Here is a 25,537-nt window from a genome sequence, read left to right as displayed (position 1 = left end):
AAAAATACCTTAAGGTACTTTTTTTATTTTATCTTTTTCCTTTTCAGGGGATTTATAAGTTTTTTCTTTTACTTTTTTATAGAGAGGAATCATATAGGAGAGAGTATAATTGTAGTTGATACCAAAATTGCTACCTTCCCATACACGCTGTATCCCAGGAATCCAGAAATTAGGAAAATCATTTTTCTTTTGGAAAAGTAAAAAACTAAATCGTATAGAGGCACCTGCATAGAAATGCTTAAATAGTTCTACCTTGATTCCTAAAAAAGCCTCCAGCCAATGAGCGGTACGTCCCTTATATGTGGTAAGAATATCTGATTTAGTTCCTATGAGAGATTCTTCCCAGTAGTTATGTAATGTATGTAGTGTATAGTGGCTTACTTCTTGATTAAAAATAGAAAAACCATAACGACCTCCAAAGTAAATCATATTCTCCATACCATACCAATTATCATAAGAGTTATAGTCTATTCCTAACTTAATATATTGTCCATTAGTAGTATAGTCAAAGTAGTTAGTTTGATTCTCCTTACGTTCTTTGCCTATTTCTCCAGCCAAGTAATACCGATAATTCCAACGATAATCGGCAACAAGTTCTAATCCTTGGTATTTTTTATCCAAAATAGAGTGAATAGGCTTAGAAATATCAGCACCAATACGTAATCCATAATGTTGGTAGTATACTTTTTCAGGATTATCTATCTTATTATCTGTAAGAGAGGAAACTTTTTCTTTGATTTTAGTCTTTTCAGGGAGGGTATCGAGTTTTTTCTCTTTATTATCCTGAGCAAAACTACAGAAAATAGCTAAAGTACTAATAAAAAATACGAACACTGGCTTGTTTTTCATCTTCTATTTTTCTAAACATTACTTGTACACGGGCAATCCAAGGAGTATATCCTGAGATAGAATTGGAAGTGGCAGTGATTTGGTCATAAATTACTTTATAACCACAGCCTTTCCCAGAGAATACTTCTGAAGCAATAGCATTAATTTTTAATTCTACTCGTGTCCCCCCTGTGATATTACCATTATTATCCACCACCGCATCCTTTATTAGAACAAAGGACGATTCTCCGGAGGTTAGTTTCAAAGGAAGTGCTAAGGAATCAGTAGTAGCAAGAGGTTGTATAGCTTGGGCTTTGTCTTTTCCAAGAATTACTAAGTTATTGATTGGTTTGGTGCGGCGTGGAGTATCCTTATCATACACGCGTACAATAAGTCGTGGAGTCACTACAGGATCATCACATATATCATCACTTTCGCAGTTGATAAAAATAAAAAGAACAAATAAAAATAAAAATTTTCTCATATTTCAATTATATTTATACAAAAAAATCCCTGCTTAACAGGGACTTTTTTATAAAGAAAAATTATATTTCTTCTAAATCTCTTAATCGCTGGATGAACTCTGCTCTTTGAATTACATTACGGCGAAGTACAGAGGGCTTACTAAAGTGCTGACGTGAGCGAAGCTCTCTTACAATCCCTACACGATCAAATTTCCTTTTGTAACGCTTTAGGGCTCTATCAATATTTTCTCCTTCTTTTACTGGTATAATAAGCATAGTATAACACCTCCTTTCATTTATGGGCGCAAAGATACAACTATTTTTTGTTTTGACAAATATATTTTCCATTTCTTCCATTTTTCTTTTTTAATGTGTCAATTCAACTATACCTGTATTAAAATATGGTGGAGTACTTTGTTTTACTTTTATAGAGTTTTATAAGGCAAACATCTATTCCCAAATGGTATATGATATAGGTTACCTTCCTCTGAATAATCATTTCTCGTGCAGGTTTTTGGAAAATGAGATTAGGACTTAATTACCTATTTCAAGGGAAGGTAGTTATAACTAATAACAGAGATTTATCTGACTGTTATTTCAAATTCTCTACAAGAGACATTGTTAAATAGTTCAGCGGCTTCTGATAGAGTTGGGTATGATGGGATAGGTTTTAGTTTAGCGGTTCATTTTAATAACTATTTGATAATAAAGGAGGCTATCTGAAAAGGATAGCCTTTGTCTTTTCTATGATTTTTCTCCTTGCAAGGTTCAATAATTATCCCTAATTTTGTGCTCTAATTTTGTGAAAATGAATACACCTAAAGTAACTGAATATATTGTTCATTGGCTTTTGGATTATCTGCAACAAACAGATATTCAGGGAATGGTTATAGGCATCTCTGGAGGAATTGACTCAGCGGTGGTTTCTGCTCTATGTGCTCGAACAGGTAAGCCTGTCCTATGTTTGGAAATGCCCATTCATCAAGCCCAGAATCAAATAAACAGAGGAAAGCAACATATTAATTTTCTTAAAGAAAAGTATACTAATGTTAGCAACCTGCAGGTAGAACTAACCTCTGTTTTTGATACTTTCATAGCTCAACTCCCCCCTGCTCAGAACAATGCTTTAGCTCTTGCTAATACCCGAGCTCGACTTAGAATGACTACTCTCTATTATTTTGCCGGTTTACATAGATATATGGTTGTGGGAACGGGTAATAAAATTGAGGATTTTGGGGTGGGCTTCTTTACCAAGTATGGCGATGGAGGAGTAGATGTAAGTCCCATTGCTGACCTAATGAAGAGTCAGGTATATGAAATAGCAGAATATCTTGATATTTTGCCACAGATTCGTCAAGCTCCCCCTACCGATGGGCTTTTTGGTGATAACCGTACTGATGAGGATCAATTAGGAGCTTCCTATCCTGAACTGGAATGGGCTATGCAATATGTGGAAAGTGGTAATGACTCTGTTCTCCTTTCTCCACGACAAAATCAAGTACTTGCTATCTTCAAACGATTGAATAAAGCAAACCAACATAAAATGAATCCTATTCCTATTTGTAAAATACCACAAGAACTAAAATAATATTTACTTTTTCATAAAATCTAAGATGTGTAAATATCAGTACTTAAAACAACTATTTTTCTCTTTGTTAAAAAATAAAAAAAATATTCTATTCTCATAATAAAGTAGTACCTTTGCCAATTATAAAATGAACCAATGAAAAAAAATATTTTTATTCTTTTCCTTTTAGGAATTATTTCCTTTGCTTCTTGTAGTTTTACAGATAAAAAATTTGAATACACAGGAGATAGAGAAAAACTCCTTATGGAGATTATCCAATATATGATTTCTCGTGGGCATTATGACCAACAACCTTTGGATGATGCCTATTCCAAACGTGTTTTTAAGGGTTATTTACAATATTTAGACCCTCAAAAGCGCTATTTCATCCAGTCGGACATTAATGAATTTAAGAAAAATGAGACAAAAATGGATGATGATCTAAAAAAAATGGATGTGTCTTTCTTTACTCTTACCTATAACCGTTTGCGTCAAAGAATGGAAGAAGCCGACAAACTTTCTCAAGAACTTCTTAAGGAATCTTATGAATTTTCTAAAAAAGAATCAGTTGATTTAGATTATGAGAATATTCCTTATACGAAAGATAAGAAAGGGCTTCGTGAACGTTGGCGTAAGCTTATTAAGTATTCTATACTCTCTAACCTAGTAATTAAGCAAAAAGAGGAACAGCATAAAAAGGAAAAAGATAGTAAGTATACAGAAAAATCCTATAAGGAACTTAAGAAGGAAGCTACAGAGACTACACGAAAAGCTTTTGAGGAAATGTTTGTTTCTTATAAGGATCTTACAGAGGAAGATTGGTTCGGTATATATCTTAACAGTTATGTTGAAGCTACAGATTCCCATTCAAGTTATTTGGCTCCAGATATTAAGGAACGCTTTGATTTGGATATATCAGGAAAATTTGAAGGAATAGGAGCAGTGCTCCAAAAAAAATCTGATGGAATACGCATTTCTGATATTATTATGGGAGGTCCTGTATGGAAAGGAAAACTTCTTGAAGTAGGAGATCTGATTCTTAAGGTAGGACAAGGAACAAAAGACCCTGTAGATGTTATAGGAATGCGTTTGAAAGATGCAGTAAAGCTTATTAAAGGAAAAAAAGGAACAGAAGTACGCCTTACTGTGAAGCGTGTAGATGGTAGCATTCAAGTAATCCCTATTATCCGTGATGTAGTAGAAATAGAAGAAACTTTTGCTAAATCAGCTCTTATCAAAGATAAAGAGCATACCTATGGAATAATTGATTTACCTAGTTTCTATATAAACTTTAATGATACTCGTGAACGTAATTCTGCATCGGATATGGCTTTAGAAATAGCCAAACTTAAGAAGCAAAATATAGATGGGCTCATTGTAGATTTGCGTAATAATGGAGGAGGCTCTTTGGCAAAGGTGGTGGAAATAGCAGGTTTATTTATCAAGGAAGGTCCTGTGGTACAGGTGCGTGATGCCAATGGAAATATACAAGTACTCCGCGATACGGATAGGGCTATTCAGTGGGATAAGCCTTTAATCATCCTTATTAATGAACTTTCGGCATCGGCTTCTGAAATATTGGCTGCTGCTATGCAAGATTACAAACGTGCTATAATCCTTGGAAGTAAGCAATCCTATGGGAAGGGAACGGTACAGGAACTTATAGATCTTAATCGGGAAATTCGTAATAGTTCTTTAGGGGATTTAGGAGCTATAAAGTTGACACGACAGAAATTCTATCGTGTGAATGGAGGTTCTACCCAGCTTAAAGGAGTAAATAGTGATATAGTAATTCCAGATCGTTATCAGTATATTAAAGTAGGAGAAAGAGAACTGGAAAACCCAATGTCATGGGATGAGATTACTAAAGCTGATTATACCCCTTGGACAGAAAATAGAAATTTTGCACAAGCAATTGCTAATAGTAAAAAGCGTATTGAAGCCAATTCTCTTTTTAAATTAATTGATGAAAATGCACGTTGGGTACAGAAACAGCGAGATGAAAACACTTATTCTCTTCAGTATGATACTTATAAAAAACAGGTAGAGGAGAGTGAAGCTATGATTAAGAAGTTTAAGGAACTTACTGAATACAAATCTCCTCTACATTTTTCATCTTTGCCTTCTGATGAAGAAAAAGCAAAGAGTAATGAAGATGTGAAGATACGATTAGATCGTTGGCATGAGAATTTACAGAAAGATATTTATGTAGAAGAGGCAGTTTCTGTATTAGATGATTTATTAAAATAAAATTTGTTTATATTATAGGTTTAATTCATGACGCTTTGAAGATAATATTATCTTTAGAGCGTCTTTTTAGGTAAAAGTAAATGAAAGGAATATGAAAATGAAATCAATATTTATAATAATGTCGGTTTTTTCTTTTTTTCAACAATTATTTGCACAGACAATCACACAGAAACAAATCTTTGCTGAGGAACTCTCTAAGATTAATTCTCTTGAAAAAGGTATTGAACAGGCGGAAATGGTTGTTAAGTATCTCCTACAAGAACACTATACTCCCAGCATTTCTATTTGTGTAACCAAGAGAGGTTTCCCTATTTGGGAACAAGGGTATGGATATGCTGATATAGAGAATAAAGTGCCTGTCAATACTCGTGAGACGCTTTATCGTATTGCTAGTGTTTCTAAGCCTCTTACAGGGGTATCACTTACTCTAATGCAAGAGCAGGGATGGATAGACTGGAATTGTTCTTTGTACGATTATGTACCCTATTTCCCTAAAAAGGAGTATGATTTCACGGTAAAGCAGTTGGCAGGGCATTTGGCTGGAATACGTGCATACAAAGGTAAAGAAGTTTTCCTTGATAAATTTATGAGTATTAAGGAAGGTATAGGTGTATTTGCACAAGATCCCTTACTTTTTGAGCCAGGAACTAAGTATTTTTATAATAGTTATGATTTTAATTTGATAGCATTGGCTATGCAAGAGGCAAGGAAGGAACCTTTTGAGTGGTATGTAACCCATAATGTACTCCAGCCTTTGGGAATGAATCATACCTTTCCTGATATGGGAGGATTGTCTCCTAATCAATCTGTACCCTATTCTGTGGATAAGAAAAAACAATTTAAAAAAGCGTCAGAGGTAAATAACTTTTTCAAGTTAGGAGGAGGGGGATTTCTTTCTACAGCCTATGATGTTAATCTGTTAGGGCAAGCAATATTAAGTAAATCTTTTCTGGAGACTGAATATCAGGAGCAAATGCTTACCTCTCAACATCTGAATAACGGACAAGAAACAGGATATGGTGTTGGGTGGCAGTCAACTAAAGACTGGAGAGGACGTACTTACTATGGTCATATAGGAAATGGCATTGGGGGATATGCTTGGTTTTATGTATATCCAGAGGAAGAAATTGTATTTACTTTCCTATTTAATGTAACCAATCCTTCTATTAATGATTATATGCATCGTATTATGGATTGTATTCTTAAGGGGGCTGAGTATAAGGAATATACAACAAATAATTATCCAATTATTAAGAAAGTAGAAGAAACAGAGAAGCTTTCTAGAGAATCATAAAGAAATAGAATTAAGTAATAGAGGATGAAAACGGTTCTAATTACAGGAACGAGTAGAGGAATAGGAGCCAAGCTTGTCAAAGAATTTGAAAAAGAGAATACTAAAGTATTAGCACTTTCCCGTAGCTATACTAAGAAATCACAACAAGGCAATGTTACCTATATTTCATTTGATATTTCTAAGGAGGAAAGCATACAGAGATTAGTTTCTTTTTTGAAAGAACAAAATATCTTTTTGGATATAGTGATTAATAATGCAGGAAAACTTGTAAATGCACCATTTGAGCGACTTTCTTCTTATTATTTGAGACAAATATTTGAGGTCAATGTACTTGGGGTATTTAGGCTTTTACAGTGCTTGATTCCTTTTTTTTCAGAAAAAGTGCATGTTGTTAATATTAGTAGTATGGGAGGGATACAAGGAGCTATGAAGTTTGCAGGACTCTCTGCATATACCTCTTCTAAGGCAGCTCTTATTTCTCTTACAGAATTATTAGCCGAGGAATATAAGGATAGTCAATGGCACTTTAATTGTTTAGCTTTGGGAGCGGTACAAACAGAGATGCTTTTAGAGGCATTTCCAGATTATAAGGCACCTATTAATGCTGAGGAAATGGCTAAGTATATTAAAGACTTTGCTCTCTATCAATATCCTTATTTTAATGGGAAAATATTACAGGTAGCCACCACAACACCATGAAATTTAGTCTAAAAATCTTACAGATTTTATAATAGTTTCCAGTTCAAAGAGTAGGTCTCGCTTGGAAGTGCCTGGAGCAGCTATAAACCCTTCTATTACTACACAACGCTCTCTCTTAGGATCCTCTATAATATAGTTACTGAAGGGACCACCCAATATGAACCCTTTTACTTCCCATAATCCTTTGCTCTCAATAGTGGAATAGGAATTAATATGAATTCTTGAATAAGTAGGAGCAAAGGCAGTACTGGTAATCATATACATACCTTCTTCAGGACCAGGAACATATTGTGCTCCAATAGAGTCTCTCATGTGGATAATTTGTTCTGTACAATCCTTATTATTGGCACAGATTTTCCCTTTAGGAACTTCATAGATAAGGATATTAGCTGTTCCATTCTTTACTTTTCGCTCTAACCAAAAGAAATTATTCTCTTGTTTTACTATATTATATACAGAAGGGAAAGTAAGGTGTATATTAAGGATTTGCTCGATAGCTTTGGTATTGTTAAGTGTCTGTCTGAAACGATTCTGTACTTCCTTCATCTCATTTTGCTTGAAAGTAAGAATAATTTCAGGAGCAAATCTCTTTATTTCACTAATCAGATCATCTGTGGTTTCTCCAATGAGAAAAGCTACTTTCTGAGGTTTAGCAAATAAAGTATCACGAATATCAAAGCGGTTCTTGGAATCTGTGGTTACGATGAGAACATTTCGGCTTGCACGTGTCATCCCCTTGAAAATATCCTCAGGAATCTGTTGAATATCAAAAATGGGTTCGCGTGCTCCAGAGATTTCTTCTACAGGAGAAGCAAAATAATGACGAAGACTATCTCCTACTATTCCATTCCATAAGGGAGGATCTATGACAATAGTTAATGAATTGATACTTCCTACGGATTGTGGTAAGTATTGTTTTTTCTCTCCTTCATTACAACTTATTAATAATAGAGTAATAAAATTGTATAAAAAGATTTTTTTCATAAAAGGATTTGAATTTTTCTTATATATAGCTAATATTGTTCCAAAAATGTAGAGATTATAAACTTTGTGTTTTATTTAATACATTTTTAACTATTTGATATCTAATTTTAACAAACTCTATAGAAAAAATAAATGTATTTGCCTACTTATGGTATGAAAGTTTTATAAAAGGAACAATATAGAGATAATAGAATATATTCAGAATACTCTATAGAAAGTGATGACGTAAGAGTTCTCTTAAGATAACAAATTATTGAACATAAAATTAGGAATTCGATACTTCAAAAACCATTTATGTGGAAAATATTAATTTATTGTTATCATTATTAGTACCTATGCAAGAATATCTTACAAGAGAATAATTATATCTTTGATATTTTTATAATACTGAATTACTACCTCTTTTAGAGGTAAATTGTTTTATAAGTGTGCCTCCTTTGTAATAGCCATTTATATAAAGACCTTCCTCTTGAGATGCGTTTTGGGTTTCTCCATTTTGGTAAAACATATAATTTTTTCCTGCAAGAAATTTACTACTGCTAAAAATAAAATAAGTAAAGGGAACAGGAGTTAAGAAAGTAAAGACTTCACGTGTATTTTCTCTTAGGTGTAACAGAGTATTTGCTTGAAGATTTCTGTTAACAATAAGGGTAGGAGCCGAGTCCTGGCTAAGAGTGGCTCTATCCTGTGGAGTTCCTCCCATAGCTATGATAGTTCCAGCTTTTATAAGAAATATACCAGAATTAGAAATATCAATAGGTGTTTTAGGAGAGGCTCCACTTTTGAGAATACTTCTTCCTCCAGTGAAAGCGATTTTCTCGTGACTCTCTAAAGTACTTCCTGTAGTGGCTTGTAAAAGATACATACCACTGTTGATATAGATGGCTTTTTCTCCATAGAGTGCAGTATCAATGGAGTTGAGATCCATGGTTGCTTGAGTAAGAGTTAATATACCAGTAGTTGAGATTCCCCTTGCCCATGCATTGATATTTAGTTTACCACTGTTAATTGTAATATAGGGTATTACAGTGGAATTGGTATTAAGAGCAGTCATACCATTCTTTTTCGTATTTAGGATATATTTCCCATTATTGATAATGATGTGACCATTATTAACTCTTATACCATCTCCTGTACCTGATTGAGTATTTACTTGAATAGTTCCTCCATCTCCAATGTAAGCATTTTGGGAATGAATGCCATCTTCTATAGCTTCGGTAACAGAAATATCACCATTTATAATACGGAGGTAGCCATTACAAGCAATCCCGTGCTTGTATTTACCTTTAATAGAAAGAGAACCCTCTCCATCAATAACTATATCTGCTATACTATAAAGAGTTCCTGTAGAAATCTGTCCATAGTTATTGGAATGATTCTCTGAGTCAGAAAGAGTATTAGTAGTATGCTTGGGAAGATATACAAAAGCTTTGCTATTGCTTTGTAATTCAATAGCAGAACCTTTATCTGAGGAAAGTGTAATATTATCAAGAGTTAGTTTATAAGGATGAGTACTTGATATTTTGAGTCCTCCTTTATTTGAATTACCAGAGAGGATATATTCTACATTCGGTAGGGTAGAGGTGATAGAAATATGAGCATTATCTTTGTGAATAGCTATGTTAGGGATAATATCTGTAGTTACAGTATTCTCGGAGAAAGAAATATGGACTTGTTTGTCAAAAGAATGATTGGAAAGTAAGTCATTGGCATTAAAATCAGTTTGGCTACTTCCTAGATTATTTGCATTGGAATCCGTAGTATTAGTGATAAGAATATTTTCCTCAGGAGTGGGAACAGGAATAGGTGGGGTAGGTGTTTTCTTAGAAATTTTGTCATCTATATCATCAGAACAAGCACCTAATAACCCTATTATGATGACGAAAAAGAAATATTTTTTCATTTAGAAATCCTTTAAAAAATAGTAAGTTGTTTTAAGCGATATTCTACTCCAACAGAGAAGTAGGAGTGACGAAAATTATTTTTTTCACCAAAATTGGCGGTCTCAAGAGCTGGGTGGTTCTTATCAAATAAGTTAGTAAGAGAGTTGGTATAACGAAGTTCAGCAGAGAAATTTTCGTAGAACCTAAACTTAAAACCTATGCAAATAGCAAAATCAAAAGAACGATAGATCCCTTTATCTAAATAATTCTCTCCATCAAATATATTTTCTTCAGATCCAATTTCAGGTTTTACTGCTAAAAACCCAAATTGAGGGCCTGCTTGGAGAGAAAACTTCTCATAGAGCTTTACATTGGCTAATATAGGTACGTTGACATAATCAGTATTGATAGAGGTTTTGAAAACTTCTCCATTGGGTAGAAGTCCTTCTCTTTCCCATTTTGCTCCTTGTCGAGAGAAAAGAAATTCAGGTTGTAGCGAAAAAATACGCCCTAAGAAGAGTTCCCCATAAGCTCCTACATAAGCTCCTAATTTTCCTTTTAAAGAAGAAACCTCAGAAGTGGTTCCTCTTAAAGTAACATAGCTTAAGCCTCCCTTTACTCCCACATCAAACTCTTGTGCTTTTCCAATAAACTGAGAAAACAAGAGAAGTGTGAAAATGAAAATATTTTTTTTCATAATAGTATTGAAAATAAAGTAGGTTTAAATAGTGTGCAAATGTAATAAAAAATGGAAAACGAAGGATAAAAGGTACAAATTTTTAACATAAAAGATATTCACATTTGAATAAGATTATTTTTCTTCATAAAAATAAAGAGCTTTTTGTTGGAAAATAAATATAAGTTTGTATCTTTGCATCAGGAAAGAGAATAGCCTATAGGATTATCTATAGTGTTGATTATTAGTATATACGTCATTTCAGTAAAGAGGAATTAATCCTTAATTTTTAATCTGTCTTTGCTGAGATGTCATTTTTTTATGGATTATTTATTTAATTGAGAAGAAATAAAATAATTTAATTATGAAAGTAGCTTATTATACTGAAGAAGGGTTGAAAGCACTAAAAGCAGAACTTGATCAATTGAGAGATGTAGAACGTCCACGTGCTTCACAAGCTATAGCAGAGGCTCGTGATAAAGGAGATCTCTCTGAGAATGCTGAATATGATGCTGCTAAAGAAGCACAAGGTTTGTTAGAACTGAAAATTGCTAAGTTAGAGGAACTTGTTGCCAATGCTCGGGTGATAGATGAATCTCAGTTGGATACTTCCAAAGTATTGATTCTCTCTACTGTTAAACTTAAGAATAAAGCAAATAATGCTATAATGACTTATACTTTAGTAGCAGAAAGTGAGGCAGACCTTAAAGCAGGAAAAATATCGGTGAGTTCTCCTATAGGTAGAGGTTTACTTGGTAAGTCTGTAGGGGACATAGCAGAGATTAAGGTGCCTAATGGAGTCCTTCAAATGGAAATTATTGAAATAAAACGATAAAACTGGATAAAAATGGCTTCTGTTTTTACAAAAATTATTAATGGAGAAATTCCTTGCTATAAAATAGCAGAGGATGAACATTGTTTGGCTTTTTTAGATATAAACCCTAATGCAAAAGGGCATACTCTTTGTATTCCTAAAAAAGAAATAGATAAATTTTTTGATTTGGATGAAAAATCATATCATCATTTGCTAGAATTTGCTAGAAAGGTAGCAATAGCTCTTGAGAAGGCGATAGAGTGCGAACGAGTAGGAATGGCTGTAGTTGGGCTTGAGGTACATCATGCTCATATACACTTAATCCCTATTTCTCGGATGAAAGAGATGACCTTCGAAGAAAAAGTGAGCCTGTCTCCAACAGAATTTCAAGAGATAGCTGATAGAATAAAATCCTTTATATAAAGTTTTTATTTTTTGAACTTAATTAAGATGCACTCCTGCAAGTATTATGTAAGAGTGTATCTTTTTGTTTATAAAATTGAAAGCTATAACTATTTTTTAGAAAAAAAAGTCTTATATTTGCATTTTGAAAAAGTGTTATTTCTGAAAAGGAGAAGAAGCTTTATCTTGCAAAATTATATAATGATTTACAATAACTTATGAGTTTAATCACAGCAAAGGAACTGGCAAAGGTTATCAAGTTAGATAAATTAGGATTTATAGGGACTTCCATAGGTTGGGGCCTTTTACATTTATTGCGTTTGGCTCCTTTGAATAAGATATATGATAAAAATAAGGATCTTCAAGGATTGGAATTCCTTAATACTTTATTGAAGGAGTTTAAGGTACATTATGAAATTCCTGAGGATGATTTACGAAAAATTCCTAAAGAAGGAGCTTTTATTACTATATCCAATCATCCTTTAGGTGGGTTAGATGGAATTTTACTACTAAAAATACTAATAGAGCAACGTCCCGATTATAAGGTGATGGCTAACTTTTTACTCACTAAGATAAAACCATTGGCGCCTTATATTATTCAGGTAAATCCCTTTGAAAATCACAAAGAAGTTTCTTCAAGTTTAATGGGATTCAAACAATCTATAGAACATCTGAAAGAGGGAAAACCTTTAGGTATGTTTCCTGCAGGAGAAGTCTCTACACAACCCAGTGGTAATATTTATGTAGATAAAACATGGGATAAGTCTGCCATTAAGCTTATTAAGAAAGCAAATGTCCCCGTTATTCCTATTTATTTTCATGCAAAAAATAGCCCTTTATTCTACCAATTAGCTAAACAAAGTGATACTTTGCGTACTGCAAAGCTTCCTTCTGAACTTCTTTCTCAAAAGAATAAGACTATAGGAATACGCATTGGTCGTCCTATATCACCAAAAACACAGGATGAAATAGAAGATTTATATGAATTTTCTAACTTTCTTCGTAGAAAAACTTACTTACTTTCTAATACTTATGAGCAAAAGAAACATTTCAAGTCTTTTGCTTCTATGATAAGAGTAAGTAAAGATGCTGATAAAGATCCACAAGAAATAGCCCCAGCAACTCCTCCTGAAGTCTTAGAAGAAGAGATAAATGCCTTGAGAGCCAAGAAAGTAACACGTCTTTTACAACATAAGGAATATGAGATTTTCCTAGCGAAAGCAGAGGATATTCCAAATATTCTTCATGAGATAGGTAGGCTAAGGGAACTGACATTTCGTGAAGTAGGTGAGGGAACAAATCTCTCTATTGATTTGGATGAATATGATACTTACTATCGCCATCTTTTCCTTTGGGAAAGTGATACTAAGCGCATAATAGGAGCCTATCGTATGGGGCTTGGGAGTGATTTTTTTGATTTATATGGCATTAATGGATTCTATACTCATAGTTTGTTTCGCTTCGAACCAGAACTTTATACAATGATGCGACAAACAATAGAAATGGGGCGTGCTTTTGTGGTAAGTGAATATCAACAGAAACCTATGCCCTTGTTTTTGCTTTGGAAGGGAATTGCATTAACTACCTTACATTTCCCTGAACATAAGTATTTGTTAGGAGGGGTGAGTATAAGTAATCAGTTCTCGGATTTCTCCAAATCACTTATGATTGAATTTATGAAATCCAATTACTATGACCCATATATTGCTCAATATGTAAAGCCTAAAAAAGAGTATAAAGTAAAGCTCAAGGACGCCGATAAGGATTTTATATTTGATGAAACACAATCTGATTTAAATAAGTTTGATAAAATTATTGATGAATTAGAGCCAGGAAACTTACGTTTGCCTGTGTTGATTAAGAAATATATTAAGCAAAATGCAAAGGTAATTGCTTTCAATGTAGACCCTCTCTTTAATAATGCTGTAGATGGACTTATGTATATTAGGATAGATGATCTCCCGGAGAGCACTATTAAGCCAGCTATAGAGGAATTCCAATCTCAATTAGAACGAGGAGAATTTTAAAAAAAGAGGCTGTCCCAAAAGGGTAGCCTCTATTGATAAGGAATAAACTTAGTTGGAATACATTTTAGTAATTAGAAAGAGAGAACTACCCCAACTATTCCATTGGCTTCTGCAGCAGGAAAATATAAAGGGGTACCTTTTTTATATCTTCCATGGGAAACATACTTCCTGTTTAGCAAGTTATTTCCAGTAATAGAAAAGAGTACAGATTTAAATACCTTTCTGGGGAATATCTCATAAGAAATATTTAAGGAATGAATAAAGAAGTCCTCTAACTTAGCATTATCTTCATTCTCATTGGTTAGATATCTTTCTCCTATATATTTAGAATTCAGGCTCATTTGTAGGTTTTCAATAGGAATAAATGTAAAAGTATTTCCTATTACCCAATTAGGAGAAAAGGATATATCTGTATTGCCCAAGTTAATTTTTTTAGTAGGATTGTTGGGATCCTTAATTGTATAATCAATATTTTTATTTTTACTATAGGATATGTTGGGATTCCATACCCATTTTGGGCTAAGAGTAATGTTAGCATCTATTTCTATTCCTGTGCGATAGCTCTTTCCACTGTTTTTTCTTAGAGAGTATCCTGTATTGCTAATATCACCGGTGAGTACTAATTGGTCTTTGTATTGCATGTAGTATAAGGAAGTATTTATTTTTATCTTTTCAGCAATATATCTCCACCCTAATTCAAAATCATTTACTTTTTCTTCTTTAGGAAGTTCTGCTCCATTAGAGATGTTTCCAGCATATTCTTTATAATCACTTCTGTTAGGCTCTTTAGTAGCATAAGCAAAAGAAAAGAAGAATTTGTTCTTTGAATTCATGTGATAACTAATACCTGCTTTGGGATTAATCATAGGAACACTTTCATCTATATCTATTCTTTTGATAGTAGATTTAAAGTTAACATATCTATATTGAATATCTCCAAAAAGATTTATTCTTGGAGAGACTTGCCAAGAGAGTTTTGCGAAAGCAGAACCTTCTTTTTTGTTGCCATATACAACAGGAGAAGGAATCTCTTTGTATGAGGCAACTGCATTTTGTGTCCAGATAATTTCATCATAATGCCTGCCTTCGTATACGTTTCCTGCTCCACCTAAAGTGAAGTCTATTGTTTGTTTGCGGTAATTAATAGAGAAAGTTGTCCCATAGAAATCATTATCTAATTGATAACGTATAACGAAATTACCTTTTGTATCACCCCAATTATCCATCTGTTCCCAATAACCTCGTCCTTTAGTATAGTGGAAAGAAAGGTTAGTATACCAGAAATTTCCCCATTTTTCACTCCAATGTAATTGGGAATGGTCTTGCTGGTAATTATCGGTTTCATTATCATAGAAATAAGTTTTCCCATTGATAGTATATTTTCCAGCAGGATTATATCTTCTATCTTTTTCTAATTGTTCAGCACTGATACCTTTGTAGGTAAGATAAGTTTTTTCCTTACCACCAAAAATAAGTCCTTTAATAAGAGTTCTATCATCAGAATAAGCTCCTTGTAAGAAATAGGATTTTAGGTCAGAGGATGCTCTATCAATATAACCATTAGAGTTGATTTTGGAAAAACGTCCAGAAATTTCGAAATGATCATTAAGTTTCCCTGTAGATAGCTTTACAGAATGTTTATGAGTAGTATATGCTCCAAAATAGTTAGCAATTTCTCCATAGGGTTTTTCAGAAAGTCCTTCTGTAAGTACATTAAGGCTTGCACCAAAGGCAGCAGCACCATTAGTAGAAGTTCCCACACCACGTTGTACTTGGATACTCTCGGCGGAAGAGGCAAAATCAGAGAGATTATACCAAAAAACTCCTTGTGATTCTGAATCATTATAAGGAATTCCATTAATAGTTACATTAGTACGATATAAGTCATTTCCTCGAATGAATAACGCTGTGGCACCATATCCTGCTCCGTCTTCAGAATAAGAGACTATATTAGGGAGTCCTTCTAGAAGGATGGGGAGTTGCTGTCCAGAATTCTTTTGTTGAATTTCTTTTTTGGATACATTGGAGAAACTCATAGGAGTACTCTCTTTTGCACGAATACCTTGGATGACTACAGCATCAAGTTGGATAGGATTCTCTCTAAGGGAATCTTTGCTAGTGGAAGTCTCTTGAGCAAATAAGTGAAGAGAAAACATCATTGTTCCACATAACAATACATTTTTCATTGTAAAAATATTTTTTACAAATAAAAGAGGCTGTTATTTGTTTGTTAAATAAAAAGGCTTATCTTTGCTACCCAGATGCAAAAATAAGCCACCAATTATAGTAATTAGACTTTATTTTTCCTTTGACTGCATTACCAGCCTAAGTTCTATGGGTATAATCTCAGCTTTTTACAGCACCCCTTTGAGATACTGCAAAATTACGATTTTTTTTAAGATGGAGAAAGTATTTAGGAGTATTTTTAGAATTTTAAATAGAAATTTTTGGTAAGTTCTTGATACTCCTTTGTATATAAGTGTCGTTCTTTTTCAATAGTGAGGACTTTAATAAGTGGATTTATCTTCTGTTCAAAAGAGAAGAGGAGTAGACTACGCTTAATAGGAGTATTTATGTTCCCTTTAACATGAAGTATATCAGAGGGGTATAGATTATCTTTTTGAGCCAATTGTTTAAAAACGGATTCTTCTTTGTAAGGAATAATTACGGCAAATGTTCCTATAGGAGAGAGTAATTGTGATACACAATAGAGGAGTTCCTCAAAAGGAAGTTCCAAGTTTGAACGAGAAAGAGAGCGTTGAAAATTTGGAGATAATACTTTTTCAGTGAAAAAAGGAGGGTTGCTTATAATAAGATCATACTTGTGCTTATCTACTTTTGAGAAAATACGTATATCCTCTTGATAAACTGAAATTCTGTCCTTCCAAGGTGATAAAGATATATTCTCTCTACATTCTTGAGTGGCTTCAGGGGTTATTTCTATAGCATGAATACAAGCAGTAGGAAATCTTTGTGCCATCATAAGAGAAAGAATACCTGTTCCGGCTCCTATATCTAAAATTCTTTGAGGGTTATTTGAAGCAGCCCAAGCTCCAAGAAGAACGCTATCTGTCCCAATTTTCATAGCGGAATATTCTTGTTTGACGGAAAATTGTTTGAACTGAAACATTCTTCTTTAAATTTGTTTAAAATCCTTTTTTATGCGATCTAATTGCCGCTTATTATCCCTTTCTTTAATAGTTTCTCGTTTATCATATAGCTTCTTACCTCTTACTAAAGCAATTTCCATTTTAGCCAACCCTTTCTCTTGTATGAAAATTCTTAAGGGCACTATAGTAAGACCTGTATTCTTAACCTCTTTGTGGAGCTTTCTAAGTTCTTGTTTTTTTAAGAGTAATTTTCGTTCACTTTTAGGTTTGTGATTGTAATAGGTTCCCCAAGCATATTCTTCAATAGTCATATTGATTACAAAAAGCTCTTCCTTTTCATTGAATTCACAGAAACTTTCTACAATGGAAGCCTTTCCTAATCGAATAGATTTGATTTCAGTCCCTTTAAGAACAATGCCAGCGATATACTTATCTAAAATCTCATATTCAAAATGAGCCCGTTTGTTTTGGATATTTATATTGTTATTTTGCATAGCTAAATAGATAAAATGATTTGTCTAACGGAAGGTGCAAAGATACGTTATTTTTATGTAAAAAAGCTTCTATGTAAATTAAAAATTGTACTTTTGTGCCTTATAAGGAAATATTATTAGGAATAACAATTATGGCACGTGTACTTACAGGCATACAGAGCACAGGAACTCCACATTTAGGAAATTTGTTGGGGGCAATTCTTCCAGCCTTACAAATGGCAGAGAATCCCAAAAATGATTCATTCTTTTTCATTGCAGATCTTCATTCACTTACACAAATAAAGGATGGGGCTCTTCTTCGACAAAATACTTATGAAGTGGCTGCTACCTGGCTATCTTTTGGTCTTGATTATCACCGAGTTACTTTTTATAGGCAGAGTGATGTTCCCCAAACAGCCGAATTAGCGTGGTATTTAGAGTGTTTTTTCCCTTATCAGAGGCTTACTTTGGCACATTCTTTTAAGGATAAAGCAGATCGTTTGGAAGATGTTAATACAGGTCTATTTACCTATCCAATGCTTATGGCAGCAGATATACTACTTTATGATGCTCAGATTGTTCCTGTAGGAAAGGATCAACTTCAACATATTGAGTTTGCTCGGGATGTGGCAGGACGTTTCAATTATCAGATGGGAGAAACGTTTGTCCTTCCTAAAGAAAGTGTTAGGGAGGATATTATGATTATTCCAGGAACTGATGGTGAGAAAATGAGTAAATCACGACGTAATTTCATTAATATTTTCTTACCAGAAAAAGAACTTAAAAAGCAAATAATGTCAATTCAAACAGATAGTACTCCATTAGAAGCGCCTAAAAATCCAGATACTTGTAATGTATTTGCCTTATATAGGTTATTAGCTTCCTCGGAACAAATTAAGCAAATGGAAGTTAATTATAAGGGAGGAAATTATGGATTTGGACATGCAAAAACAGCTTTATATGAGCTTATATTGGAGAGATTCTCTCATCCGAGAGAAAAATTTGCTTACTATATGCAACACCTTTCGGAGGTAGATGATATTTTGAAAGAAGGAGCTAATAAGGCATCTATCATTGCTGAAGAAACTTTAATAAGAGTACGTAAAAAATTAGGGTATTTATAAATAAAAAAACAGGAAATGAAAAAAATATTACTATTATTATGTCTTGGTATAAGCTTTTCGATTTGGTCACAACCCAAACAACACAATAGCTATACAGTAAAGGATGGAGATACTTTAGAAACAATTGCTAAGATTTTCAGAGTATCCCCTAATGATATAAAATCATTAAACCCTTCTCTGGAAAAAGGATTACAGAAAGGGATGCTTCTTGTGATTCCAGGTAATGAAGTAAGTTATTTTAATAAGAAACAACCTACAGGGTTTGAGATACATACGGTAAAGGAGGGAGAAACACTTTATGGGCTTGCTCAAAAGTATAGTATTTCACAAGATGATTTGAGACGTTATAATATTGTTCTTTATAAGAAAGAACTTCGTAAAGGACAAGAACTTACTATCCCTCTCTACAGGGAAGCTCCTAAGGAAATCACCAAAGGTAAAGAGGGATTAACTAAATATATTGTAAAGCCAGGAGAGGGCAAGTGGCGTATTGCTCAGAATTATGGGATTAGTCAAGAGACTTTGGAAAAATTAAATCCTAACATGCCTAATCCTTTGAAAGAGGGGACTGAGATATGGGTGCCCGCAGGAAAGACAGGAACTCCTGAAATAGGAAATGATAATAAATCTTTAGTACTTTATCAAGTGGAAAAAGGGGAAGGATTTATGAGTTTAGAGCGTAAATTTGGACTTTCTCAAAAGGAATTAGAAAAACTTAATCCAGAACTTAAAGATGGAATAAAATTGGAGGCACAAATATGGATACCTAAAAATAATTTCATGGATTATGTAGCTACTTTAGGAGGAGTTTCACAGGAAGGAATATCTAATGCCGTTGATGCAAATCCTAAAATAAGATCAGGAATGCATCCGGCTAATGCTAAAACAATTTCTTTTGTATTACCTTTCCGAGTGAATAATATTCAAGCGGGGAATGTAGCAGATATTAAAATAAAATTACAAAAAGAAAAAATTACTGCTATTGCTTCTGATTTCTATTCTGGAGCACTTATTGCTTTGGATTCTTTACAAAAAATGGGATTCTCTCTTACAGTGAATGTGTATGATAGTAATGGGAATCCCCAAGGAGTAAAGGCAATTTTATCCAGTGAGGCTTTAAAGAATTCACAGGTAATTATAGGGCCTTTTTCTCCTTCTGCTTTTAATGCTTTGTCTGAAGGAATCTCTACAGATAATACAGCTATATTGGCACCTCTTTCTAATAAGAATATAGAATTAAGACCTAATGTATTTCAGACAGTGCCTACGATAGAAGTGCAGCAAAATAGTATGATTAGCTTTGTAAATCAAAAATATCCTGATGCCAATATAGTATTACTTTCTGATGCTAAAAGTAAAGATATGAATGAGAAGCTCTTATCCTCTTTTGGGCGAGCTAAAAATGTAGATAATATTCAAGCAGTACAGAAAGCATTGGTAAAGGAAGCAACGAATATTGTGTTTGTTTCCTCTGATGATGTTGTGTTCCTTTCGGACGCTATACGAATTTTATATAATATAGCAGGAATCTCAGGAAAGAATAAGAATTATAACATTATCATGGCGACCTTGGATAAAGGAGATGCTTATGACCATAATAGTATTTCAAATACACAACTTTCAGCTTTGAAATTTACTTATCCGGCAGCTAATAGATATGCAGGAGAGACAAATCCTTTTATAAGAAAATATTATAAAACATATAAAATTTCTCCAAGTAAATATGCCTTCCGGGGATTTGATCTTACTATGGATGCGGTTCTACGAACAAGTATAGAAGGGAACTTTATAAAAGAAGCAAATATAGGGGAAACATCTTATCAGGAAAATAAATTTCAATATATGAAAACCTCTCACAGAGGGGGAGGATATGAAAATCAAGGAGTTTATATCCTTCGTTATGAGGATTTGCAAGTAAATGAAATTTACTAAATGAACAACTAAAAAATCATAAAATAGAATAGAGGTAGGATAAAAAGATAAAAATATTTTTGGTAGGAAAAAAAAATGTTTTACCTTTGCCCCACGTTTGATGAAATTTAATTAAGAATTTTATTTTAAAATCACATTTATGAGAAAGCAAATTTTAGCTTTGACAGCTTTTGTAGCCTTGGGTGCAAATGCTCAAGAATACAACAAATGGTCGATAGATGTAAATGGAGGAGTAAATAAACCTGCTCGAGAATTTACATCAGGGTATTCGACAGAGACACCTAACTTTTGGACAGTTAACGGAGGAGTTCGTTATATGTTCAATAATAAGTTTGGTTTGCGATTAGGAGGAGGTTATGATAAATTTGTAGAAAGTGATGACTCTCCTAAGTTTGATTCCAATATTTGGAATATTAACTTACAAGGAGTAGCTAATGTTGGTCGTGTACTTTCATTTGAAGATTGGACACGCGATATTGGCTTATTACTTCACACTGGGGTAGGTTATGGACAGTTAAGTGGTAAGAACTTTGATGATCCAGATAACTTAGCTTTTGTAACTTTAGGTCTTACTCCACAAGTGCGTCTTAGTAACCGTATTTCCTTATTAATTGATGGTTCTTTTTATTGGTATGCAAAACAAAATAGAACCTTTGATGGATTAAGCAATGTATCCCACTCTGGATTTAAGGGAGTTAATTTTACAGGTACAGTTGGTCTTCAAATAGCTTTAGGACGACACATGATCCATGCTGACTGGTATAGTGAAGGCAAAGAGCTTGAAAGAAAGCTTCAAGCTGCTGAAGAACGTATCGCAAAGGCTGAAAGTGATGTGGCTTCTTTAGCTAAGAAATTAGATGAAAAAGAAGATAGAATGATAGATACCAATGGAAATCGTATTCCTGATGAAATTGAAAACTATCTTAATGAAAAATATGGAAACTCAGCTAATGCCCAAAATTATGCTACAGGTGATACAGCTCGTGATCTTATTGAAAAAGGATATATTAATGTATACTTCGATTTCAATTCTTCAAAACCACAAAAATCTTCTTTGTGGGCAGCAGATTTCGTAGCTAATTACTTGAAACAAAATTCAGGATCTAGTGTGAATATTGTAGGATATGCTGATGAAATTGGTGGAGAAAACTATAACCAAAAACTTTCTAACAAGCGTGCTGAAGCTATAAAACAATTGTTAGTGGATAGAGGTATAGATGCATCTAGACTTTCTTTCGAAGGAAAAGGAGAAGACAAGACAGTTAATGTGAAAGCTCCTAATGCTCGCCAATTGGCACGTAGAGTAACTTTTGAATTAAAATAATTTAAAAGGAAAATCTTTGAAAACCTTCCCTCTTGGGAGGGTTTTTTTTTTATGAAAAAAATTTTCCATTTTTGTAGAAAAGTATTATATTTGCCCATTGATTTTTCAACTAATTTATTTTTACAATTTATTAATAATCAATGAAAAAACTTATTGAGCCTCCCTCAATTTCTTTTTCTATAAGATTTTCTTTACCTTACTTAGGAGGTAGAGAATCTTTCTTTTTCTATATTTTAAACACAAAAAATATACTTCAAAGATCAAATAATAAATATTCTCCTTTAAGAATTTGAATTTTATTTTCTATTTATTCTAAACTATCTTATCAATAAAATAAATATGTAAATAAAATGAAAAATAAATATATAGATCTGATAGATCAAACTTACTATTTTCCTCAAGAGGAATTTACTTTAGAAGGGGATGAACTTCGCTTCCATAATATTGACCTAATGGAACTAGTTCGCCAATATGGTGCTCCATTGAAGTTCATGTATCTGCCAAAAATTTCAGAAAATATTCAACGAGCCAAACGCTGGTTTGAAAAGGCTATTAAAAAACACAAGTACAAAGGAGATTATAATTATTGTTATTGTACTAAGAGTTCTCATTTCAAACATGTAATGGTAGAAGCTCTAAAGAATGACATCCACATGGAGACTTCTTCAGCGTTTGATATTGATATTATTAATAATTTAATAAAAGAAGGATTTCTAAATAAGGAAAATTATATTCTTTGTAATGGTTTTAAAAGAGATGCATATATAGATGGAATAGCAGATTTAATTAATAGAGGTTACGATAGATGTATACCTATTATTGATAATTATGAAGAAATAAATCTTTTTGACCAGAAGATAAAAGGAAAATATAATATAGGAATTCGTATAGCTTCAGAGGAAGATCCTCGTTCAGAGTTTTATACCAGCCGATTAGGAATTGGATATAAGAATATAGTCCCCTTTTATAATAAAGAATTAAAAGATAACAAGAAGGTGTCACTTAAAATGTTACATTTCTTTATTAATACAGGGATAAAAGATAATGCTTATTATTGGAATGAGCTCCTTAAGTGCTTGAAAGTGTATATTCAGTTGAAGAAAGTAGCTCCTGAATTAGATAGTCTTAATATAGGAGGAGGATTTCCCATAAAAACTTCTTTAGCATTTGAATATGATTATGCTTATATGGTAGACGAGATAATTCGTCAGATAAAGATAGCTTGCGATCAAGAGAAAGTACCTGTCCCTAATATTTTTACAGAATTTGGCAGTTTTACAGTAGGAGAAGCAGGCGGAGCTATTTATGAGATTATGTACCAAAAACAGCAAAATGACCGTGAGAAATGGAATATGATAAATTCATCTTTCATTACAACTTTACCTGATACATGGGCTATAAATAAGCGCTTTGTATTGCTTCCGATTAATCGTTGGAATGATGAGTATGAACGGGTATTCTTGGGAGGACTTACTTGTGATGGAGATGATTATTATAATAGTGAACAAAATATGAATGCAATTTATTTACCTAAGTATAATAGAAATAAACCCTTATATATAGGATTTTTCAATACAGGAGCCTATCAAGATTCTATTGGTGGGGTGGGGGGATTACAGCATTGTTTGATACCTCAGCCTAAGATAGTGCTTATTGATAAGAATAAAAATGGTGAAATTATCTCTAGACTTTTTATGGAGCAACAAAAGGCAGAAGAGATGCTCAAGATATTAGGGTATTAATTGAAGAATTTTAAGAGGCTGTCGGAAAAGGATGGCCTCTTTTTATTATCTTTGTCCTATAGTATCTCTACTCAAAAAATGTATATTTCGTTTTGACTTTTGGTATATTTCGTTTTGCTGATTATAGTTCATTGGCAGTTTCTTGAGTTTGTTTAGTAAAATATCCATCTTCTTTTGGAGGTATTTCTCTTTAGCTTATTAGATATCATTACTGGAGAACAGCCTATAATTGAAGCAAGTTACCTTAATGAATATTAGTAACTTGAGCCCACCTAAATGATTTAGCATAATTACGTTTTATCATAAATCGGTCGCATAACTGCAAAAATAAAATCTCTATTCTTTTTCGCTTCTTTCTGAAAAGATCAAATTGTGGTTTATAATTTTTTTGATTACTTACTTCTAAATTAGGTGTTTTGTTTTTTCTTCTCTAATAACTTCGTATTGGCGGGAAAGGCTAAAAAATATAATTCTTATATATCATATCGTTTAGGAATCAAAAAATCCGAGAACTTTCGTAACTCGGACTTTCGTGAAAAAACTAAACAATTATAAGATTATCTTCCATGAAGCAATTTACTAAAAAATTACCTACACTAATTTGTCAAACGATGAATAAATATATTCTTTATTATTTCGGTGCAAAGGTATGAATATTTTCTGAAATAATAAGTAGTATTCATAGATAAAAAAAGTTAAATTTTTGTATAGGATGATTAAAGAAAAAGAATTGTTATAAAGTGTTAATATCATTATAGTTTGTAGGATAAAATGATAAAATATTTAAAAATAATTTTTCTTTATAAGAAAAGATGTACTTTTGCTATTTAAAACAGATAAAATTATAAGTATGTTATTTTTACAAACAAATCCACTAACAGAAGGAACTCAACCTACAACAGAAATGAACGAAGAAAGCCTCTCTATTATGCAACTTATTTTTGATGGAGGACTGGCTAATACCATTATTATTGGTATTCTGTTTTTGATGCTTGCTACAGCTCTCTATATTTATTTTGAGAGGACATTTGCTATTGGTGCAGCAAAGCGAATAGATACTAATTTCATGAATGTAATTCGTGATAATATTTCTTCAGGTAGAATAGACGCTGCTAAGAACCTTTGTTACCAATATAATAGCCCTGTGGCTCGTTTGGTAAGTAAAGGTCTTTCACGAATAGGAAAACCTATAGATGATATTCGTAAAGCTATTGAGAACGCAGGCTCTTTAGAGGTATACAAATTGGAAAAAAATGTATCACTATTGGCAACTCTTGCAGGGGTAGGTCCTATGATAGGTTTCTTAGGGACAGTTGTAGGTATGGTGATGTCTTTCCATGCAATGGCAACAAGTGGAGGGCAGGCCGATATGACCATTCTCGCAGGAGGTATTTATACAGCGATGACTACTACTGTAGCAGGGCTTATTGTTGGAATTGTAGCTTATTTGGCTTATAATCATTTGGTAATGAGGATTAATAATGTAACTCAAAAGCTTGAAGCTACTACAGTTGATTTCTTAGATATGTTAAACGAACCTGTTTAGATATGAGTATTAAGTCAAGTAATAAAGTATCCCCAGAATTTAGTATGTCCTCAATGACAGATATCGTATTTCTGTTATTGATATTTTTCATGCTTACTGCTTCCAATAATCCTAAAGTATTGGATATGTTGTTACCTAAAGCACATGGAAAATCATCAAGTTCACAGAATGTATCTGTAAGTATTAATAAGGATTTACAGTATTTTATTAATAATAAAGTGATAACTCCATCGGAGATGGAAACAGAGCTTAAATCAGCTTTAAATGGGGTAGAAAATCCGACAATTATTCTTCGTGTAGAGGAAAGTGTTCCTATAGAGAATGCAGTTTTAGTGATGGATATAGCTAATCAAAATCAATACAAACTTATTTTAGCCGTTCGCCCTAAATAGGATATA

General features: G+C 33.1%; 22 protein-coding genes and 1 pseudogene. 13 read left to right on the top strand and 10 right to left on the bottom strand.

Annotated features, from left to right (window positions below; all coding sequences use genetic code 11):
• Positions 1-9 precede the first annotated feature (9 nt).
• The 3 genes from HMPREF9071_RS08645 to rpsU form a co-directional block, all read right to left on the bottom strand.
• On the bottom strand, positions 10-849 hold the full coding sequence (locus tag HMPREF9071_RS08645) for a DUF6048 family protein (RefSeq protein ID WP_009746244.1): 840 nt from the start codon (positions 847-849) through the stop codon (positions 10-12).
• Positions 815-1,312, bottom strand: a complete 498-nt coding sequence (locus HMPREF9071_RS08640) for a DUF6452 family protein (RefSeq protein WP_009746243.1) — start codon at positions 1,310-1,312, stop codon at positions 815-817. Before HMPREF9071_RS08640 ends, HMPREF9071_RS08645 begins: the two co-directional genes overlap by 35 nt.
• A 61-nt stretch (positions 1,313-1,373) precedes the next feature.
• A complete protein-coding gene (rpsU, locus tag HMPREF9071_RS08635) occupies positions 1,374-1,568 on the bottom strand; it encodes a 30S ribosomal protein S21 (protein ID WP_040358084.1) in 195 nt (64 codons plus the stop codon).
• A gap of 532 nt (positions 1,569-2,100) precedes the next feature.
• On the opposite strand from rpsU, the gene nadE reads away from it, so the two are divergent.
• From nadE to HMPREF9071_RS08615, 4 genes are all read left to right on the top strand, one after another.
• Positions 2,101-2,880, top strand: coding sequence for an NAD(+) synthase (gene nadE, locus HMPREF9071_RS08630; RefSeq protein WP_009746241.1), 780 nt, complete (start codon positions 2,101-2,103; stop codon positions 2,878-2,880).
• Positions 2,881-3,015: 135 nt separating this feature from the next.
• Entirely contained in the window at positions 3,016-5,109 is a 2,094-nt protein-coding gene (locus tag HMPREF9071_RS08625; protein WP_009746240.1) for a carboxy terminal-processing peptidase, read from the top strand.
• Between the two features lie 97 nt (positions 5,110-5,206).
• Entirely contained in the window at positions 5,207-6,403 is a 1,197-nt protein-coding gene (locus HMPREF9071_RS08620; protein WP_253908271.1) for a serine hydrolase, read from the top strand.
• A gap of 24 nt (positions 6,404-6,427) precedes the next feature.
• Complete coding sequence (locus tag HMPREF9071_RS08615; RefSeq protein ID WP_009746238.1) at positions 6,428-7,102, top strand: SDR family oxidoreductase; 675 nt, start codon at positions 6,428-6,430, stop codon at positions 7,100-7,102.
• A 3-nt stretch (positions 7,103-7,105) separates the two neighbouring features.
• On the opposite strand, the gene HMPREF9071_RS08610 is transcribed toward HMPREF9071_RS08615, so the two are convergent.
• From HMPREF9071_RS08610 to HMPREF9071_RS08600, 3 genes are all read right to left on the bottom strand, one after another.
• On the bottom strand, positions 7,106-8,086 hold the full coding sequence (locus HMPREF9071_RS08610) for a DUF4837 family protein (RefSeq protein WP_009746237.1): 981 nt from the start codon (positions 8,084-8,086) through the stop codon (positions 7,106-7,108).
• Positions 8,087-8,465: 379 nt separating this feature from the next.
• On the bottom strand, positions 8,466-9,989 hold the full coding sequence (locus HMPREF9071_RS08605) for a carbohydrate-binding domain-containing protein (protein WP_009746236.1): 1,524 nt from the start codon (positions 9,987-9,989) through the stop codon (positions 8,466-8,468).
• Between the two features lie 11 nt (positions 9,990-10,000).
• A complete protein-coding gene (locus HMPREF9071_RS08600) occupies positions 10,001-10,666 on the bottom strand; it encodes a porin family protein (RefSeq protein WP_009746235.1) in 666 nt (221 codons plus the stop codon).
• A 340-nt stretch (positions 10,667-11,006) separates the two neighbouring features.
• Here HMPREF9071_RS08600 and greA point away from each other — a divergent pair, with 340 nt between their 5' ends.
• The 3 genes from greA to HMPREF9071_RS08585 all read left to right on the top strand — a co-directional run bounded on the left by greA (position 11,007) and on the right by HMPREF9071_RS08585 (position 13,888).
• On the top strand, positions 11,007-11,480 hold the full coding sequence (greA, locus tag HMPREF9071_RS08595) for a transcription elongation factor GreA (protein ID WP_173301506.1): 474 nt from the start codon (positions 11,007-11,009) through the stop codon (positions 11,478-11,480).
• A 12-nt stretch (positions 11,481-11,492) separates the two neighbouring features.
• Entirely contained in the window at positions 11,493-11,882 is a 390-nt protein-coding gene (locus HMPREF9071_RS08590; protein WP_009746233.1) for an HIT family protein, read from the top strand.
• A 197-nt stretch (positions 11,883-12,079) separates the two neighbouring features.
• Positions 12,080-13,888, top strand: coding sequence for a lysophospholipid acyltransferase family protein (locus tag HMPREF9071_RS08585; protein ID WP_009746232.1), 1,809 nt, complete (start codon positions 12,080-12,082; stop codon positions 13,886-13,888).
• Between the two features lie 71 nt (positions 13,889-13,959).
• Here HMPREF9071_RS08585 and HMPREF9071_RS08580 read toward each other — a convergent pair whose 3' ends face one another.
• The 3 genes from HMPREF9071_RS08580 to smpB all read right to left on the bottom strand — a co-directional run bounded on the left by HMPREF9071_RS08580 (position 13,960) and on the right by smpB (position 17,492).
• Complete coding sequence (locus HMPREF9071_RS08580; protein ID WP_009746231.1) at positions 13,960-16,074, bottom strand: TonB-dependent receptor; 2,115 nt, start codon at positions 16,072-16,074, stop codon at positions 13,960-13,962.
• Between the two features lie 239 nt (positions 16,075-16,313).
• Positions 16,314-17,018: a tRNA1(Val) (adenine(37)-N6)-methyltransferase gene (locus HMPREF9071_RS08575; protein WP_009746230.1), complete on the bottom strand. Its 705-nt coding sequence runs from the start codon at positions 17,016-17,018 to the stop codon at positions 16,314-16,316.
• Positions 17,019-17,024: 6 nt separating this feature from the next.
• Positions 17,025-17,492, bottom strand: a complete 468-nt coding sequence (smpB, locus tag HMPREF9071_RS08570; RefSeq protein WP_009746229.1) for an SsrA-binding protein SmpB — start codon at positions 17,490-17,492, stop codon at positions 17,025-17,027.
• 131 nt (positions 17,493-17,623) lie between these two features.
• Here smpB and trpS point away from each other — a divergent pair, with 131 nt between their 5' ends.
• The 4 genes from trpS (at position 17,624) to HMPREF9071_RS08550 (ending at position 23,593) form a co-directional block, all read left to right on the top strand.
• Positions 17,624-18,595, top strand: a complete 972-nt coding sequence (gene trpS / locus HMPREF9071_RS08565) for a tryptophan--tRNA ligase (RefSeq protein WP_040358083.1) — start codon at positions 17,624-17,626, stop codon at positions 18,593-18,595.
• Between the two features lie 15 nt (positions 18,596-18,610).
• On the top strand, positions 18,611-20,527 hold the full coding sequence (locus HMPREF9071_RS08560; protein ID WP_009746227.1) for a LysM peptidoglycan-binding domain-containing protein: 1,917 nt from the start codon (positions 18,611-18,613) through the stop codon (positions 20,525-20,527).
• Between the two features lie 139 nt (positions 20,528-20,666).
• Entirely contained in the window at positions 20,667-21,851 is a 1,185-nt protein-coding gene (locus tag HMPREF9071_RS08555; RefSeq protein ID WP_009746226.1) for an OmpA family protein, read from the top strand.
• Positions 21,852-22,201: 350 nt separating this feature from the next.
• On the top strand, positions 22,202-23,593 hold the full coding sequence (locus tag HMPREF9071_RS08550; protein ID WP_009746224.1) for a decarboxylase: 1,392 nt from the start codon (positions 22,202-22,204) through the stop codon (positions 23,591-23,593).
• A 274-nt stretch (positions 23,594-23,867) separates the two neighbouring features.
• Here HMPREF9071_RS08550 and HMPREF9071_RS12160 read toward each other — a convergent pair.
• Positions 23,868-23,990: pseudogene (locus tag HMPREF9071_RS12160) on the bottom strand (IS982 family transposase); the annotation flags it as partial.
• A gap of 453 nt (positions 23,991-24,443) precedes the next feature.
• Between HMPREF9071_RS12160 and HMPREF9071_RS08545 the strand changes: the two are divergent.
• Both HMPREF9071_RS08545 and HMPREF9071_RS08540 read left to right on the top strand, forming a co-directional pair.
• Complete coding sequence (locus HMPREF9071_RS08545) at positions 24,444-25,139, top strand: MotA/TolQ/ExbB proton channel family protein (RefSeq protein ID WP_040358082.1); 696 nt, start codon at positions 24,444-24,446, stop codon at positions 25,137-25,139.
• A 2-nt stretch (positions 25,140-25,141) separates the two neighbouring features.
• The gene (locus HMPREF9071_RS08540; protein WP_009746220.1) at positions 25,142-25,531 is read left to right on the top strand and encodes a biopolymer transporter ExbD; all 390 of its coding nucleotides are present in this window, start codon (positions 25,142-25,144) and stop codon (positions 25,529-25,531) included.
• Positions 25,532-25,537 lie beyond the last annotated feature (6 nt).

It is taken from the genome of Capnocytophaga sp. oral taxon 338 str. F0234 (genome assembly GCF_000192225.1).
In the GTDB taxonomy this organism is placed as follows: domain Bacteria; phylum Bacteroidota; class Bacteroidia; order Flavobacteriales; family Flavobacteriaceae; genus Capnocytophaga.
This window is presented reverse-complemented; position numbering and strand designations above follow the sequence as displayed.